This window comes from Hoeflea sp. AS60 (genome assembly GCF_038900115.1).
Taxonomy (GTDB): domain Bacteria; phylum Pseudomonadota; class Alphaproteobacteria; order Rhizobiales; family Rhizobiaceae; genus Hoeflea.
Window position 1 is genome coordinate 33,601 of sequence record NZ_JBBMQP010000002.1, and the last position, 14,915, is coordinate 48,515.

Genomic DNA, 14,915 nt, shown 5'->3' on the forward strand with positions numbered 1-14,915 from the left:
CAGCAGGGAGCATGCCATGGCGTCCACCGCAATTGCCATTCATCAGCCGCAAGCCACCAAGCGATCCGATGAGGTCGTCATCATTGGTGGCGGGCTCGCGGGTCTGTTCTGCGCGCTCAAGCTGGCGCCCAAGGCGGTGACCGTGCTGGCCGCGGCGCCTATCGGGCGGGGTGCGTCCTCAGCCTGGGCGCAGGCGGGCATTGCCGCAGCCGTCGGGCCCGGCGATACGATCGAAAGCCACGTCAACGACACCATCGTTGCCGGTGACGGTATCGTCGATGAAGAAATCATCCACATGATGGCGTCGGAAGCGTCTGACCGGATCCACGATCTGCTCGGCTATGGCGTGCCGTTTGACCGGGACCTTGAAGGCCATCTGGCGGTCAGCCGTGAAGCGGCGCATTCGGAAAGCCGTATCGTCCGGGTCAAGGGCGACATGGCCGGGCGCGCCATCATGGAGGCGCTGGTGGCCTCGGTGCGCAAGACGCCATCGATCCGGGTGCTGGAAGGCTATGTGGTCGAGGATCTGATTGTCGAGGACGGCCGGGTGACCGGCGTCATAGCCCGCGACAAGGCTGGCAGCGGCGAGGAATTGCACCGCGTCACCGGCTCCAACGTGGTGATGGCGACTGGCGGCATCGGCCATCTCTACGAGGTCACTACCAATCCGACCGAGGCGCGCGGCGGTGGTATCGGCATGGCGGCGCGCGCAGGCGCGCGGATGGCCGACATGGAATTCGTGCAGTTTCACCCGACTGCAATCAATGTCGGCAAGGATCCTGCGCCGCTGGCCACCGAAGCGCTGCGCGGCCATGGCGCGACGCTGCACAATGCGGCCGGTGAACGCTTCATGCTGCCGCTGCACAAGGACGCCGAACTGGCCCCGCGCGATGTGGTGGCGCGCGGCATCTTTGCGGAAGTGAAGGCAGGACGGGGGGCGTTTCTCGATTGCCGCACGGCGGTGCACGATTTTGCCGCTGAGTTTCCAACCGTCTTTGGATACTGCACCGAAGCCGGCATAGACCCGGTTACCGAGATGATCCCGGTTATTCCGGCAGCCCATTATTTCATGGGTGGCATCTGGACCGACATCAATGGCCGCTCGTCCTTGCCGGGTTTTTGGGCCTGCGGCGAGTGCACCTCCACCGGCGCACACGGCGCCAACCGCTTGGCCTCGAATTCGCTGTTGGAAGCGGTGGTGTTTTCAGCCCGCATCGCCGAGGCGCTGAAGGCGGAAATCAAGCCGGATGCGCCCGAGAACTGGCAGGACGGCTCGGTGACCACGACCGAATATCTCACGGAAAACGATCACCCGAACATGGTGGCGCTGCGCCAGACCATGAGCGCCAATCTGGGCGTGTTGCGCGATGGCGAGGGCATGCGCGAAGCGCTTAACACGATCCTGCATCTGGCGCGGGAAAGCCACTCGGTCAGGTTTGACAATGTGATCACCACGGCGAAACTGATCGCGGTCTGTGCGCTCAACCGCACCGAAAGCCGGGGCGGGCATTTCCGCACTGATTTTCCGGAGGAGCATGCCGAGTGGAAACGACGCACGCTGGTCACGCTTGAGCAGGCTCACGCCATCATCCCCGATCTGCTGGAGGGCTGATCCATGACGACTGCATTCCTTCCCGAACTGCCGCAGCTGATGGTCGAGGAGCAGGTGCGCGCTGCACTTCTCGAGGATTTAGGCCGCGCGGGTGACATCACCACCAATGCCACTATCGGCCCGGACCGGCAGGCGACAGCCGAGATGAACAGCCGCGAGCTGGGGATCATCGCTGGCCTGCCGCTGGCCGAGGCTGCGTTCCGGCTGATCAATCCGGCGATCAAGTTCCAGGCCCTGTTGGCTGATGGTGCGCGGGTTGAGCCGGGGACGATGATTGCCCGCATCTCGGGTCCTGCGCGCGGGCTCTTGTCCGTCGAACGGGTGGCCCTGAACTATCTCATGCATCTTTCGGGCATCGCCACCTACACGGCGCGCTTTGCGGATGCGATTGCCCACACTTCGGCCAAGGTTACCTGTACCCGCAAAACCATTCCGGGGCTCCGGTCGGTGGAGAAATATGCCGTGCGCTGCGGCGGCGGCTCGTCGCATCGCTATGGGCTGGATGACGCGATCCTTATCAAGGACAACCATATCGCGGTGGCTGGCGGCATTGCCGAGGCGCTGAAGGCCGCCAAGGCGTTTGCCGGACATCTGGTCAAGATCGAGATCGAAGTTGATACCCTCGAGCAGTTCGAAACCGTTCTCAAGGAAGGCGCAGATGTCTGCCTGCTCGACAATATGGGTCCGGAGATGCTGAGAAAGGCGGTCGAGATGAACCAGGGACGGATCGTCCTTGAAGCCTCCGGCAACGTCAATCTCGACACCATCAAGGCGATTGCCGAGACCGGCGTCGATTACATCTCGACGTCAAAGATTACCATGGCGGCGCCTACGCTGGATATCGGGCTGGATATGGCGATCGGGTGAGGGAGCTTCGTCCTAGAACTCTGGGCGCGCACAAAGCCTTCTAGCCCCGTTTGGAAACCATGGTCATTTGGGCAGGCTTTGGGATCGTCAGTTCCTAGGCGATATGGATTTCCGTGGAAAACACGGTGCCATTATCCGATGTGTAGGTATGTGACCCGCCCAGCTGCATGACCATTCCCTTTATGATCTTGGTGCCCATGCCGGCCTTGCTGTTTTCAACATCAAACCCGGGCCCGTTGTCCGAAATGACAAGTTTCGCCACGTCGTCCGCTACGTGCTTGAGGCTGATCGAGATTGTCGCGTCGGGATTGTCCGGGCCAGCATATTTAAGCGCGTTGGTGACAACTTCATTGATGAGCATCGCCAGCGGCGTTGCGCGATCGTGGTTGAGCGACAATGGATCGATATCGAGGATCAATTTGGCAGTGGAGCCATAGGCCTGAAAAAGCTCATCCGTGATTGAGGCTATGAAAACGGGGGCATCGATCGCAGCATAGGCATCGTAGTTGTACATGTGCTGATGAACATTCGACATTGCTGCAAATCGCATTTGAATGTCGGTTTTCACCGCCTCTGGAAGATTTTGCATTCTCACCAGCGATTGCATCGACTGCATGTTGTTCTTTACCCGATGATGGATCTCGCGAAACAGCATCGTATTGGTAGCAAGGGCCGCTTCAAGCTCGTCATGACGCCGCCCATCTCGTTGAAGCAGCCTGATGACCCAGATCGCGCATACTGCAAGGGCCAGAACAGTCGGGATAACGATTGAAAGAAACAGCCCGACATCACGCCAGAACCGTCCTATCGTTTCTGAGCTTGCCACCGAAGCCAAAGCAATCAGCTCGGTGTCTGGCACTGTTTGGTAGCTGACAACTCTTTGAACATGGTCCAGCGGTGACTCGGCATAGTAGACACCAGATTCGGCATTGGGAAGAAGATCGGTGAAAAGGACGTAGTTGCTGAGATCGAGAGCTCCGTCTGCCAGTGGGTAACGAGCAACCAGCATTCCGTCTGAGCGTATGATGCTGATGGTTGACGCGGGTCCAAGGTCCAGAGACTCAAGCAGATCTTTCAGCACGGTTACGTCGAATGAAATAATTGCCACGCCGATGAAGGCGCCATCTCTCTCAAGCCGACGGCTGAAGGCGAATATCTGGTTGTTATCCAGGCGACTGATGAGAAGTGAGGATGTAAAGAAGAGCTTTCCTGCCGCGGGAGCCGAGAAATACTCCCGGTCGCGAATGTCGCGGTCCGCAAATTTGGGATCCGTCGTGTAAAGGGTCTGGCCGTCGGCTGCCACAATATATGCCTTGGCGCTGGCTGGCAGTCCTTCAAGCGCATCGCGAACGCCTGTCAGGGTGGAAAGGTCATTGGGCCGGACATCCCTTCCAAGCGCGGCGTCCATTCGCCGGAGCGCCTGGGCGGCGACTTCCACGATCCATTCGGTGTTGATCTTGACTGCCAGCGAAGCGGCTGTTGCAGAAGCCTCTGCCCGGGCTCCGGCGTCCTTTGCACCCTGATAGACCAGTGAGCCGACGATAGCGGAATAGATCAGCAGGGTCGCGGCGAGGAAAATACCGGCAGCCCGCGCGGAACCGGCAATCGCTTTAGTGACCATTGAGCATCTTCTCCGCGGCGACAGACCGCAATGCTTAGCGAGAATACATCCATTTAGCCATAGGCGTTTTGCTCCTACGGGCACCTCTGGGTTTCGCAAATTGAGCCCGGCACAGATAAGGCAACCACCCTAATCTCATAACGGAATCTGCTGCCGGGGTATTGGAAAACTCTGGCAGCCGGTACCACCATCACGGCGTCGCCCGAAGCCTTGATCCTATCGCCATGGAAATGGAAAGGGCCGCCCTATACCTGGCGGCCCCTATCGTTTTAGCGCGGTTCGCTGTGCAGTCCCTTGACGATGCAGTAGCAGGCGAGCAGAAGGATGATGGTGAACGGGAAGCCCGTTGAGACAGCCATCGCCTGCAACGCCCCCAATCCGCCGCCGAGCAGCAGCGCGATAGCGACCAGCCCTTCGAAGCTTGCCCAGAAGATGCGCTGTGGCACCGGCGCGTCGATCTTGCCACCGGCGGTAATGGTGTCGATCACCAGCGAGCCTGAGTCCGACGACGTGACGAAGAACACGATTACCAGCACGATGGCGATGAACGAGGTGATCTGCTGCAGCGGCAAGCCTTCAAGCATGGCAAACAGCTTGAGTTCCAGCGGGGCTTCGGCAACGAGCTGATAGCCGTCATTGACCAGCTGGTCGATGGCTGTGCCGCCAAAAACGGTCATCCAGAACACCGAGACGACCGACGGGATGAGCAAGACGCAAGTGAGGAACTCGCGCACTGACCGGCCTCTGCTGACCCGGGCGATAAACATGCCGACAAATGGCGACCAGGAAATCCACCAGGCCCAATAGAACGCCGTCCAGCCCTGGCGGAAATTGTCATCGTCACGTCCGAAGGGGTTGGAAAGTTCTGGCAGGTAACGCGCATATTCATAGAGATTGTGGAAGAAGCCGGTGAAGATTGCCATGGTCGGCCCGACGATCAGCACGAAGACAAGCAGCAAAGCTGCCAGCGCCATGTTGATTTCGGAAAGCCGCTTGACGCCCGCATCGAGGCCGGCGATCACCGACAGCAGCGCGACGCCTGTAATGGCGACGATCAGCAAGACCTTTGAGACGTCGCTCACTGGAATGCCAAACAGATGATTGAGGCCGGCATTGGCCTGTTCTGCGCCGAAGCCCAGCGAAGTGGCAAGCCCAAACAGCGTGGCGAAAACCGCCAGGATGTCGATGACGTGCCCAGTCCAGCCCCAGATGCGCTCGCCAAAGATCGGGTAGAAGACCGAGCGCATGGTGAGCGGCAGACCCTTGTTGTAGGAAAACAGTGCCAGTGACAGCGCCACGATGGCATAGATCGCCCAAGGGTGCAGGCCCCAGTGGAAGATCGTCGCCGCCATGCCAAGATCGCGTGACGCGGCAGCATCGCCTGCTGCCCCGCCCAATGGCGCCCAGCTCTCCGGCGTGCCGGCGGCGTCGGCGAAGGAGGAGGAGAAGTGCGAAATAGGCTCTGAAACGCCGTAAAACATCAGCCCGATGCCCATGCCGGCGGCAAACAGCATCGCAAACCAGCCAGTGTAGGTATAGTCGGGCGTCGCGTCCTTGCCGCCGATCCGGACCTTGCCGTAAGGCGAGACTATCAGGAACAGGCACAACAGCACGAAGATGTTGGCGGCCGTTAAGAAAAACCAGTCGAAGGTGCCGGTCAGCCAGTCGCGCAGCTCATTGAACGCCACACCGGCACTCTCCTGAAAGGCCAGAGTCACGAAGACGAAGGCAACGATGCTCAATCCGGAAATCGCAAAAACCGGATTGTGGATGTCGAGGCCGAACGGGCCTACTGACATGGAAATGTTGTCCTGACCGACTTCGTATTCGGTCTCGATCAAAGTGGCTGGGCCTTCCGGCGCCGGAATGCCGGGGTCGCTGATGTCACTCATGGGGTGTCTCCCGCTTGTGTTTTTGTTTGTGGCACATTTGCCGCGTGTCTGAAGTGCGTTCGTCCAGATGGAGGCTCTAGCCTCGGACGAGAAAGACCGATGCGTCGGTATGGGTTGCCAATCGGCCGCCATTGGACGGCCAGACATGGTCGACGACATTGGGAATATGCGACGCCATCACGACGAGATCGCTGTCGGTTTCATGCACCGCTTTGACCAGAGCGTCGTCAAGTTCGACGGCCGGATCGTGGCTGATAACGGCCTTGGCATCGGTCTCGATTCCGTGGATTTCGGCCTGGGCGGCTGCAAACCCCCCGAGTTTTTTCCCGTATTCAGCCGGATTGTGCCCCAGCGGTCCGGGTGCACTCGATGTTACTCCGACATAGGTTATTGGTGCAGAATAGAGTCTTGACAGATTTGCGGCTGTGTTCAATGCAACGTCCATTTTATCGACGTGTGCAAGATCAACAGGAACCATTATTTTCTTGTACATTGTCTATATCCGTCTTTTGTTCGACCGGCATTCTAGTTGCCGATATTATTATTGTTATGTCAGAATGACGGTCATGTATGGGGTGTTTTGGTCGTGGAGCGGCGCAAGACGCTCCGATTGCGACACAAGACTAGCCGGTACGAGGTGCGGATGCAAACCGCGGGGGAGGTTTTCTGAAACGGGGAACGCTGATCCGGCAACTATCCTGTGGATGTTGCAGCGGGTGAACGCCCCCGCGGTGCACTCGCTGCCATCCCAATATTGCTATACAACAGGCATGAACTTGGGTTCGGGAGGCCTAATTGTTTCAGACTGGCAATGGGAGGATGACGCCACATGAACCTTTTTTCGATGATGAACAAACGCGCCGAGGACAGCAATCCGATCCGCATCGGCATGATCGGCGCGGGTAAGTTCGGGACGATGTTTCTGTCGCAGGTGCGCAAGCTCGCGGGCATCCATCTGATCGGGGTGGCGGATCTTTCCCCTGCTAGCGCTAGGTCGAACATGGAGCTTGTCGGCTGGGAGCCGGAGCGGTTTTCTGCCACGTCGCTCGATCAGGCGGCGCAGGGAAACACCACCCATGTGGGTGACGACTGGCGAGCGCTTGTTGCCCATCCGGCCATCGATATCATCATCGAATGCACTGGCGCGCCGGTGGCGGCAATCGATCATATTCTTGGAGCATTCGAGAACGGCAAGCACGTGATCAACGTCACAGTCGAGGCGGATGCGTTTTGCGGCTATGCGCTCGCCCGCAAGGCCGAGGAAGCCGGGGTGATCTACTCGATGGCCTATGGCGATCAGCCGGCGCTGACTTGTGATCTTGTCGACTGGGCGCGGACCTGTGGTTTCAACGTGACCGCTGCCGGACGCGGCCACAAATGGCTGCCAGAGTTCCGCAAGTCGACGCCGGAAACGGTTTGGGACCATTGGGGTGTCACCAGAGACGCCGCCGAACGCGGCCGGCTCAATCCAAAAATGTTCAACTCGTTTCTGGATGGCTCCAAGCCGGCGATCGAATCCTCGGCGATTGCCAACGCGACTGGCCTGCTGGTTCCAACGAACGGACTGCAGTTTCCGGTCGGTGGGGCCGAGGATCTGGCCAACATCATGCGGCCGGTATCGGAAGGCGGGTGTCTGGAGCAGAAGGGCATGGTCGAGGTCGCCTCAGCGCTGACGCGCGAAGGCAAGCCGGTTCCCTACGATATCAGGCAGGGTGTCTGGGTGGTGTTCGAAGGCGAAACCGACTACCTGCGCAACTGCTTTCAGGAATACCTGGTCCGAACCGATGACAGCGGGCGTTACTCCTCGCTGTACAAGCGCTGGCACCTGATCGGGCTTGAGCTGCCGGTTTCTGTCGCCTCGGTCGGGTTGCGCGGCGAGCCGACCGGCGTTGCGCGGTGCTTCAACGGAGATGTGGCCGCGATTGCCAAGCGCGATCTTGCTGCTGGCGAAATTCTCGACGGGGAGGGCGGTTACACCGTGACCGGCGGTTTGCGTCCGGCGAAAGCATCCGTCGCTGCGGGCTACCTGCCGCTGGGGCTGGCGCACAACGTCAAGCTCAAGCGCGCCATTGCCGATGGCGATCCGGTCCGCTTCGAGGATGTTGAAATCGACGAAACAACGACGGCGTACAAATTGCGCAAATGGATGGAAGGGCTGGCTTGAGTTTGCGGCTCTGTCGTCTTCCGTCAGGATGAAGGTTTATTGGAGCTCCAGTTGCTTCTGGGCATAGTGTGCCGGCGGCAGGCCAACGTGACGGGTGAAGGCAACGCTGAAAGCGCTTGCGGAACCGTAGCCGACGCGCTCTGCGACTGCTGCGACGCCCGCTTCACGTCGCCGTAGCATATCCTTGGCCATCGCCATGCGCCAGGCGAGCAGATACTCCATTGGAGCCAAGCCGATCAGGCGCTGGAAGCGGTCGAAAAATGACGAGCGCGACAGGCCCGCCTGTTTGGACAGGTCCGCGACAGTCCATCGGCGGCCCGGGCTTTCGTGGATGGCGCGTATCGCCAGCGTCAGGCGCTCGTCGGCGAGCCCGCGCAGCAGTCCCGGCGACGCTGCCGTCCTTGCCGAGGACCGCAGCGCTTCGATGAGAAGAACCTCCAGCAGCCGTTCCAGGATGACATCGCGCGCCGGTCGCCGGGCGCGGGATTCGTCGCTGACAAGCTGCACAAGGGTCGCCAGCCTGCTGTCGTCTCGAATGTGGATGAGTTGCGGCAGCAGTGACACCAGCAGCGCCGCATCCGGTGACCCGAAGACGCAATAACCCACCAAAAATCGAATGTCCGGCGGGCAATTTTGAAGGCCATGCCTGATCTCGCCGTTGAGCAGCGAAGCGACCGGGGAAATGGCGTCTCCGGTTGCCGCCACCTCGAGCGATGACATGGTGAAGTCGTGGGCCGAAGGTATCAGCGCGAAGTCACCCCCTTTGAGCAAGATCGGCTCTTGGCCATCCACCGAAAGGCGGCAGGATCCGTCGAGAATGACGCAGAAGAAGGGCCGTCCGTATTCGGATCGGCGGACGCTCCATTGACCGGCACCACTGACAACCTTGGAATAAGGGGCGCCAGGCCGCAGCAGCGTGACAACTTCGGCGAGAGGATCAACCATTTCCGGACTCCTGCGAATGAAAGATGGACTTGTAATTATAGCACGTCCGAATTCGATGATCTATTTTCCTTTCATCGCAAACCAAAGGAGTCGCCATGAAAACCGTTCTTATCACCGGATGCTCGTCTGGATTCGGGCTTGAGACCGCCCGCTATTTCCTTGATCGAAACTGGAAGGTGATCGCCACAATGCGCAAGCCCGACGAGGCTCTGCTTCCCCGGTCCGAATATCTCAAGGTGTTTTCACTCGATGTCACCGATGCGGAAAGCATCCGGCAGGCCGTCGATGCCGCCGGGCCGATCGACGCGCTGGTCAACAATGCCGGCATCGGTTTGCTCGGCGTATTTGAAGCCACCACAATGGCCATCGTCCGTGAAATCTTCGAGACCAACACGTTCGGCACGATGGCGCTGACGCAGGCGGTGCTGCCGCAGTTCAGGCAACGGCAGGCGGGCGTCGTCGTCAACGTCACCTCAAGCGTGACATTGATGCCTCTGCCCCTTTTGTCAGTCTACACCGCCAGCAAGGCAGCGGTTACGGCCTTCACCCAATCGCTGGCGTTGGAACTCGGCCAGTTCAATGTGCGTATGGCTCTGGTGGAGCCGGGGCGGTCGCCAACGCGCTTTGCGGAAAACGCCCGGCCGCGGATGCAGGGCGGCATTCCCGACGCCTACGCCGGCTTTTCGGAGACTGTTTTCGCGTCTATGGGACCGTCTGCTGGCACCGAGCCCTTGGATGTGGCGCAAGCGGTGTGGCGCGCGGTTACCGATTCGGCGTCGCCGATGCGCATTCCTGCCGGAGCCGACGCCATTGCCATGGCCGAGGCAGGCTGACGTCATCATCCGGAAGATTGCCGATAGATGGGTCTTGGTGCCGCCGTGCAGATCCTGCATGGCGGCGTTACCGCGACCAGTGCAGCCGGCACACTAACCCCGGCTTCCCAGCCGCAACCCGGGCGCCGGGCGTTCCTCGAGGATCTTGGCGCGAAATCTGTAGAGTGCTGCAGGTCGTCCGCCGGTGGCGGAGCTGGCCGCGCCTGTAGGCTCAACCAGTTCGGCGCCCTCGACCAGACGGCGGAAGTTCTGCTTGTGCAGGTGGCGGCCTGAAATTGCCTCCACCGTGGTCTGCAATTCGGTCAGCGTGAATTCTGGTGGCATCAACTCGAAGATCACCGGGCGGTACTTGATCTTTCCTCTCAATCTTTGAACTGCAGTGGCAGCAATCCGGCGATGGTCAAAGCGCATGGCGCGACCCAGCTGGGTGGAAAGCCCGGTGGATTTCACTCTTTGATCAGCGACGGCTTCTGTGAGCAGTCCTGCTTCGTAAAGCAGTTCATAGCGGTCGAGCACCCGCTCCTCGTCCCAGGGGAAATCGCCCAGTCCGAACGCGAGCCTGATGCGCGCCTTGCGGCTTGGGGTCTGTGGGCGCTCAGCCGGTTCTTCGGCCCATGGCAGCAACCGTGGCAGGATCGCAGCATCAAGCATTCCGGGGCGGCCTTCGCGCCAGTCTTCCCAGGGAAACAGCTCGTACCAGTCGCGCCAGCGGGCACCGGTGGCGTGCAATGCTTCGGGGTTTTCAGCGTCGGCGCGGGTCAGGGCCAGATAACCGACGGAGACCAGATGCGGTCCGCCTTGGTCCCTGGCTTCATCGCTGTGCATCTGGCGGCCGCGGTCGCCAAAAGTGTAGAGCTGCTCGACATAGCCCAGATTGAGCGCGGTCTGGCTTTCGACGCTTGAGCGAAGACTGGCCTCGAATGTGCGGTGCCGCGTGGGATCGAAGGGTCCGAAGGGAAGGCCGTCGGCTGGTCCTTCGCCGGGAGAGGCAGGCACAGCCAGAATGCTCGGCGTGCGGTTGGTGACAGCAACGATCGCGGCGTTCAGGCCGATGCGCAGAGGAGCAATGTCGTCAGGTTGCATGCTGTTTGCTCCGTGGCGTGATCAGCCAGCGCCCCTGGGCCGATCCGGCGTGGCTGCGGGTACGTCGTCGCCAGGCCGGATTGCAAAGCAGATACGGCCACCCTCGAAGGCATCTGCGCCGCGGCCAATGGCCTTGATGGCGCGGATCAACCTTCCGCCACGGCCGAGCATGGAATCACCGATTTCGATCAGTCTCGCATTGGGTGTCACGAACGGCGAAGCTGAACGCAATCGTTCGGCCAGCGCCATCTCGTCCTGATCCGGCTCAAGCGTCAGGGCTGTGATTGCGGCGGCGGCCGGGGACCGGGAAATCCCGAGCCAACAATGAACGACCAGCGGCGCACGTTGATCCCACCCCTTTGCAAAGCGGATCAGCCGGTCGACATGAACCTCACCGGGAGCGGTGAGGCCCGGTCGGGCTTCGGCTATGTCATTGACCCCGAGCGTGAGGTGCCGGTTCTGGTCGATCACCCCGGGACGGTGGAAATTCTGGTTCCCCGCCAAGAGGCTGACCATCTCGCGTGCGCCATGCAGCACGGCGGTTTCGGCGATCTGGTTGAGGCGGCAGATAACGATATAGGACACCCGTCAACCTTTCCCGGCGCGGCGCATGGTTTCGATGGCCTCAAAGCGCTGAACGAACATCTTCTCGACTTCTGCGGCGGGACGGGGCAACACGTCGAGCATGTCCCTGCTGATGTCGCGTGGCGGTCCGAAGAAGGCACGCGCCTCCTTGTCGTCAAAACCTGCGAGTTCCGTCGCCTCGAAATAGGCCGCAATCCGGTCCGCCCGCTTGATCAGCGCCTTGATGTTCTTTGGCAAGACTGGCGGAAGAGAAAAGCGGATATGAATGGCAGCCTCCAGTCTGGCTTCAACGGTCTTGTAACCGCCGCCGACGACGGATTTGAACGGCGAAATCATGTCGCCGATGACATATTCCGGCGCATCATGCAGAAGCGCAAGCTGCAAGGTCTCAGGCGAAGCAACGGAAATCCTTCCGACAATCTGCTCGACCATCAGCGAATGCTGCGCCACGGAGAAGGCATGATCGCCGCGGGTCTGACCGTTCCAGCGCGCCACCCGCGCCAGTCCCTGGGCAATATCCGAGATCTCGACATCCAGCGGTGAGGGATCGAGCAGGTCCAGCCGCCGGCCGGAGAGCATGCGCTGCCAGGCGCGGGGAGCTTTTTCAACAGGGGGCATTGATCAGGGGTCCGGAGTGGTTGCTTCGTCGCTCTTAAAGGACAAACCGGTCCAGTCTGGCAAGGTCAATGTGACCGCAATCCCGTTAAGTGTCAGCGGACTGTCTTGCGCCATAGCATCACCGACCCGATCGGTCCGCACGATGGCAAGCGCAGATTTTCCTACCACAGAGCCAAGGGTGCCGACAGGCTTGTCGCCCGCCAGAATGCTGGTCTCCGATTCGGTCAGGGCTGCGGGCAAGTCTGCTTCCGCCGTCAGTGTTGCCACCCTGCGCCGGGCGGTGCCGCGATGCTGCATGCGGGAGACAACCTCCTGGCCGACATAACAGCCCTTCTTAAAATCGATGCCGGCATTCTTGTCCATCAGGACGTCATGCGGAAATACATCGGAAAGGGCGAAATCCGTGCCTGATTCCGCGACGCCGTGAGCTATGCGGACCGCATCCCAAGCCGGGCGCTTGGCGTCCAGGACTGCTCCGCTGCCGTGCAGTCGCCAGACATGAGCCTCTTGGGGAAAGCGCATGTCGCGAAGAGCGCCGTGCGGGGCGTCTCCAGCCCAGCCGGCAATGACGGGTACGTCAGCAAGCTGTTCAAATTTGACGGCAGCGCGAAGCTTGTAGAGCGTCAGCCTGCGGATGAAATCAGCGGTCTGATCAGCTCTTATGTCGCAGTCATAACCGGTCTCACCATGCTTGGAGATCAGAAAATCGAACAGGATCTTGCCCTGGGGGGTGAGCAGTGCTGCGGGCCGCGCTTCGCCCTGCCTTATCGCCTCGACGTTCGCAGTGATCAGGTTCTGCAGGAAATGCCCTGCATCGGCACCATCCACGCGTATGATATTCCGGTCGGGAAGAATTAGGGCTGGCACGGTGCGGCACTCCGGATCGGTCGGCATGAATACAGGTGGATAGGTAGGCGGTCGCGTGGCCACCGGCAAGGGTGAGCGGGCTCTGGTCTCTAGTCGCCGGCCATGAAAAAGCGCCACTCGCCATCGGGCGAGATGCCAACGCGGTAGAAATTGTATGCGCCGTAGGCCTTCATGTCCTCGACGTCACCGGCTGTCACCAGCCGCAGCAATTCCACCTTTTGCGGCGCAGTCAGGCTGTCGAGCGGCAGGGCCACGAAGTAGGGCCAGACAAAGGTCTCGTTCGGTCCGCCTGCGTCGATGCGGACAAAGCCGGTGTTGAGCAGGTCAATCAGGATAGCCAGGATTTCCTGTCCCTCGCCATCGCCGGAAATGGTGCGCAGGTATTCGACGGCATCTGCATCGATCTGGCTGAACGCCAATTGGGTCGCGTTGGGACCTGTTCCGAGCAGAGCGCGCAGTTTTTCCGGATCACCGGTGGCGGCTGCCTCCAGGATCAATTCACGCATTCGGCGCGCAGGTTCGGGCAACTGGCTGAGATCGGTGATGATGTCGGCTGGTGCTTGGTCCTCGACGACCGCTGCATCAGGGTTGCTATCTTCCGATTGGGACTGAGGAGTCTCGCGGATGATCGGATCTGGTTGAGGCAGTCCGCCATCGGGTCCGATTGTGGGTTCGTCTAGTGGAGGCGGGGCTACTTGGACTTGTTCCGCGTCCGCCGGTTGGGCTGGCTTCAGCTCGCTCAGGGCATTTGCCGGCGAGGTGAGGGTCAACATCAACGCCGCGGCCAGAACGGTTGATCCCAAACGCATCAAGTTCGTTCCGAATCCGCGTTTGCCCTTTTGGATCACTTGGTCGATCACGTGGCTCCCCGCCGGTAACCCTATTGAAGAATGCGTTGGGGGGAGAATTCGCCCGCCAGGATACGTTCCCTGAGCGAATCCACCAGAGCTTCTGCCTGATCCTCGCCCAGGGCGCGGACCGTTTCGCGAATCGCGGTGATCATAGCTGCATCGGCGATGATCTCAGGTTCAATGCCGTCGGCCGCGCTCTCGGCCCAGGCATCATGCTGCAATTCCAGCGCAACCTGAAGCTTCTCCTGGATGATCAGGTCATCGAGTTCATCGGGCGTATGGGGTGTGGGATGTGTCATGCGGACCAACTCTTACTTACTATCTCGTTAACACCCTAGCACGGCTTGAATCGTTTCGGCACGGTGCAGAGATGATATCGGTTAACAAAATGTCAATTTCCGTAGCGTGCAACAATTTCTGCGATGAGTGTGGCACCTTCGTGACGGTATCGCTGTTCTGCAACGAGGGCTGCCCCGGTGCAAGTTGTGTAAACTGCGGCAAACGCGCGGAACCCCCGATTGTAGCCTGCAGTAAGCTGCTCGCGGCGGTTCGGCTCGTCAACAGTCTCGCTGTCGAGCAGCGCCTGCATGCTCTCACGCCAACCGGTTTCGTCTTCGGAACCGCAAAGCGTCCGCAGATACTGGATGGATCCGAGGATTTCGGCCAGCCGCAACAACCTTGCTTCATAGGGCGGCGGCGGCAGGCTGGGCGAGGTTTCAGCCGCTTCGCCAGCTTCCTGTGCACCTGCATGCTGCTGGCCGATGGTCAGCAAGGCGGGCGTCAGCAGGGTGAGGACAAGGAGCAAGCGGCGCATCATGATGGCTCCCTTACACCAAGACAATGGCCGATGAAATCCCGTGCGCGGGTGCAGTTACTATTTACCTGGTCCTGTTTGACCCAAGAAGTGGCTGTGGCAAACACAGATGTTTGTTCACGTGCATGGTACTTGCAGGGTGGAGTTCAGCGAATCTGTCGTT

Annotated in this window: 15 protein-coding genes; 4 read left to right on the forward strand and 11 right to left on the reverse strand. The window is 60.2% G+C overall.

The window, feature by feature from the left end:
* The first annotated feature begins 16 nt into the window (after positions 1 to 16).
* Both WNZ14_RS10435 and nadC read left to right on the forward strand, forming a co-directional pair.
* A complete protein-coding gene (locus WNZ14_RS10435) occupies positions 17 to 1,612 on the forward strand; it encodes an L-aspartate oxidase (protein WP_342868590.1) in 1,596 nt (531 codons plus the stop codon).
* Positions 1,613 to 1,615: 3 nt separating this feature from the next.
* The gene (gene nadC / locus WNZ14_RS10440) at positions 1,616 to 2,479 is read left to right on the forward strand and encodes a carboxylating nicotinate-nucleotide diphosphorylase (RefSeq protein ID WP_342868591.1); all 864 of its coding nucleotides are present in this window, start codon (positions 1,616 to 1,618) and stop codon (positions 2,477 to 2,479) included.
* A gap of 94 nt (positions 2,480 to 2,573) precedes the next feature.
* On the opposite strand, the gene WNZ14_RS10445 is transcribed toward nadC, so the two are convergent.
* The 3 genes from WNZ14_RS10445 to WNZ14_RS10455 all read right to left on the reverse strand — a co-directional run bounded on the left by WNZ14_RS10445 (position 2,574) and on the right by WNZ14_RS10455 (position 6,485).
* Complete coding sequence (locus WNZ14_RS10445; protein WP_342868592.1) at positions 2,574 to 4,100, reverse strand: cache domain-containing protein; 1,527 nt, start codon at positions 4,098 to 4,100, stop codon at positions 2,574 to 2,576.
* Positions 4,101 to 4,369: 269 nt separating this feature from the next.
* Positions 4,370 to 5,992, reverse strand: a complete 1,623-nt coding sequence (locus WNZ14_RS10450) for a BCCT family transporter (protein ID WP_342868593.1) — start codon at positions 5,990 to 5,992, stop codon at positions 4,370 to 4,372.
* A gap of 76 nt (positions 5,993 to 6,068) precedes the next feature.
* Positions 6,069 to 6,485, reverse strand: coding sequence for a universal stress protein (locus WNZ14_RS10455; protein WP_342868594.1), 417 nt, complete (start codon positions 6,483 to 6,485; stop codon positions 6,069 to 6,071).
* A 336-nt stretch (positions 6,486 to 6,821) separates the two neighbouring features.
* Here WNZ14_RS10455 and WNZ14_RS10460 point away from each other — a divergent pair, with 336 nt between their 5' ends.
* Positions 6,822 to 8,156, forward strand: coding sequence for a Gfo/Idh/MocA family oxidoreductase (locus WNZ14_RS10460; protein WP_342868595.1), 1,335 nt, complete (start codon positions 6,822 to 6,824; stop codon positions 8,154 to 8,156).
* 36 nt (positions 8,157 to 8,192) lie between these two features.
* Here WNZ14_RS10460 and WNZ14_RS10465 read toward each other — a convergent pair whose 3' ends face one another.
* Positions 8,193 to 9,101: an AraC family transcriptional regulator gene (locus WNZ14_RS10465; RefSeq protein WP_342868596.1), complete on the reverse strand. Its 909-nt coding sequence runs from the start codon at positions 9,099 to 9,101 to the stop codon at positions 8,193 to 8,195.
* Positions 9,102 to 9,196: 95 nt separating this feature from the next.
* On the opposite strand from WNZ14_RS10465, the gene WNZ14_RS10470 reads away from it, so the two are divergent.
* On the forward strand, positions 9,197 to 9,934 hold the full coding sequence (locus WNZ14_RS10470) for an SDR family oxidoreductase (RefSeq protein ID WP_342868597.1): 738 nt from the start codon (positions 9,197 to 9,199) through the stop codon (positions 9,932 to 9,934).
* Between the two features lie 93 nt (positions 9,935 to 10,027).
* On the opposite strand, the gene WNZ14_RS10475 is transcribed toward WNZ14_RS10470, so the two are convergent.
* The 7 genes from WNZ14_RS10475 to WNZ14_RS10505 all read right to left on the reverse strand — a co-directional run bounded on the left by WNZ14_RS10475 (position 10,028) and on the right by WNZ14_RS10505 (position 14,755).
* A complete protein-coding gene (locus WNZ14_RS10475) occupies positions 10,028 to 11,017 on the reverse strand; it encodes an NAD regulator (RefSeq protein ID WP_342868598.1) in 990 nt (329 codons plus the stop codon).
* A 21-nt stretch (positions 11,018 to 11,038) separates the two neighbouring features.
* Complete coding sequence (locus WNZ14_RS10480; RefSeq protein ID WP_342868599.1) at positions 11,039 to 11,602, reverse strand: tyrosine phosphatase family protein; 564 nt, start codon at positions 11,600 to 11,602, stop codon at positions 11,039 to 11,041.
* A 3-nt stretch (positions 11,603 to 11,605) separates the two neighbouring features.
* Positions 11,606 to 12,220 (reverse strand): HD family hydrolase, encoded by a 615-nt coding sequence (locus WNZ14_RS10485; RefSeq protein ID WP_342868600.1) that lies wholly within the window; start codon positions 12,218 to 12,220, stop codon positions 11,606 to 11,608.
* 3 nt (positions 12,221 to 12,223) lie between these two features.
* A complete protein-coding gene (locus tag WNZ14_RS10490) occupies positions 12,224 to 13,087 on the reverse strand; it encodes a folate-binding protein YgfZ (protein ID WP_342868601.1) in 864 nt (287 codons plus the stop codon).
* Between the two features lie 89 nt (positions 13,088 to 13,176).
* Positions 13,177 to 13,896, reverse strand: coding sequence for a hypothetical protein (locus WNZ14_RS10495; RefSeq protein WP_342868602.1), 720 nt, complete (start codon positions 13,894 to 13,896; stop codon positions 13,177 to 13,179).
* Positions 13,897 to 13,967: 71 nt separating this feature from the next.
* On the reverse strand, positions 13,968 to 14,237 hold the full coding sequence (locus tag WNZ14_RS10500; protein ID WP_342868603.1) for a hypothetical protein: 270 nt from the start codon (positions 14,235 to 14,237) through the stop codon (positions 13,968 to 13,970).
* A 92-nt stretch (positions 14,238 to 14,329) separates the two neighbouring features.
* The gene (locus tag WNZ14_RS10505; RefSeq protein ID WP_342868604.1) at positions 14,330 to 14,755 is read right to left on the reverse strand and encodes a TIGR02301 family protein; all 426 of its coding nucleotides are present in this window, start codon (positions 14,753 to 14,755) and stop codon (positions 14,330 to 14,332) included.
* Positions 14,756 to 14,915: the final 160 nt, after the last annotated feature.

Excerpts from the sequence above, each read along its gene's own strand:
- WNZ14_RS10460 (WP_342868595.1), top strand. The coding sequence starts at position 6,822 with ATGAACCTTTTTTCGATGATGAACAAACGCGCCGAGGACAGCAATCCG.
- WNZ14_RS10450 (WP_342868593.1), bottom strand. The coding sequence starts at position 5,992 with ATGAGTGACATCAGCGACCCCGGCATTCCGGCGCCGGAAGGCCCAGCC.
- WNZ14_RS10445 (WP_342868592.1), bottom strand. The coding sequence starts at position 4,100 with ATGGTCACTAAAGCGATTGCCGGTTCCGCGCGGGCTGCCGGTATTTTC.
- WNZ14_RS10435 (WP_342868590.1), top strand. The coding sequence starts at position 17 with ATGGCGTCCACCGCAATTGCCATTCATCAGCCGCAAGCCACCAAGCGA.
- WNZ14_RS10500 (WP_342868603.1), bottom strand. The coding sequence starts at position 14,237 with ATGACACATCCCACACCCCATACGCCCGATGAACTCGATGACCTGATC.
- WNZ14_RS10455 (WP_342868594.1), bottom strand. The coding sequence starts at position 6,485 with ATGTACAAGAAAATAATGGTTCCTGTTGATCTTGCACACGTCGATAAA.
- WNZ14_RS10495 (WP_342868602.1), bottom strand. The coding sequence starts at position 13,896 with ATGCGTTTGGGATCAACCGTTCTGGCCGCGGCGTTGATGTTGACCCTC.
- WNZ14_RS10505 (WP_342868604.1), bottom strand. The coding sequence starts at position 14,755 with ATGATGCGCCGCTTGCTCCTTGTCCTCACCCTGCTGACGCCCGCCTTG.
- WNZ14_RS10470 (WP_342868597.1), top strand. The coding sequence starts at position 9,197 with ATGAAAACCGTTCTTATCACCGGATGCTCGTCTGGATTCGGGCTTGAG.
- WNZ14_RS10485 (WP_342868600.1), bottom strand. The coding sequence starts at position 12,220 with ATGCCCCCTGTTGAAAAAGCTCCCCGCGCCTGGCAGCGCATGCTCTCC.
- nadC (WP_342868591.1), top strand. The coding sequence starts at position 1,616 with ATGACGACTGCATTCCTTCCCGAACTGCCGCAGCTGATGGTCGAGGAG.
- WNZ14_RS10475 (WP_342868598.1), bottom strand. The coding sequence starts at position 11,017 with ATGCAACCTGACGACATTGCTCCTCTGCGCATCGGCCTGAACGCCGCG.
- WNZ14_RS10465 (WP_342868596.1), bottom strand. The coding sequence starts at position 9,101 with ATGGTTGATCCTCTCGCCGAAGTTGTCACGCTGCTGCGGCCTGGCGCC.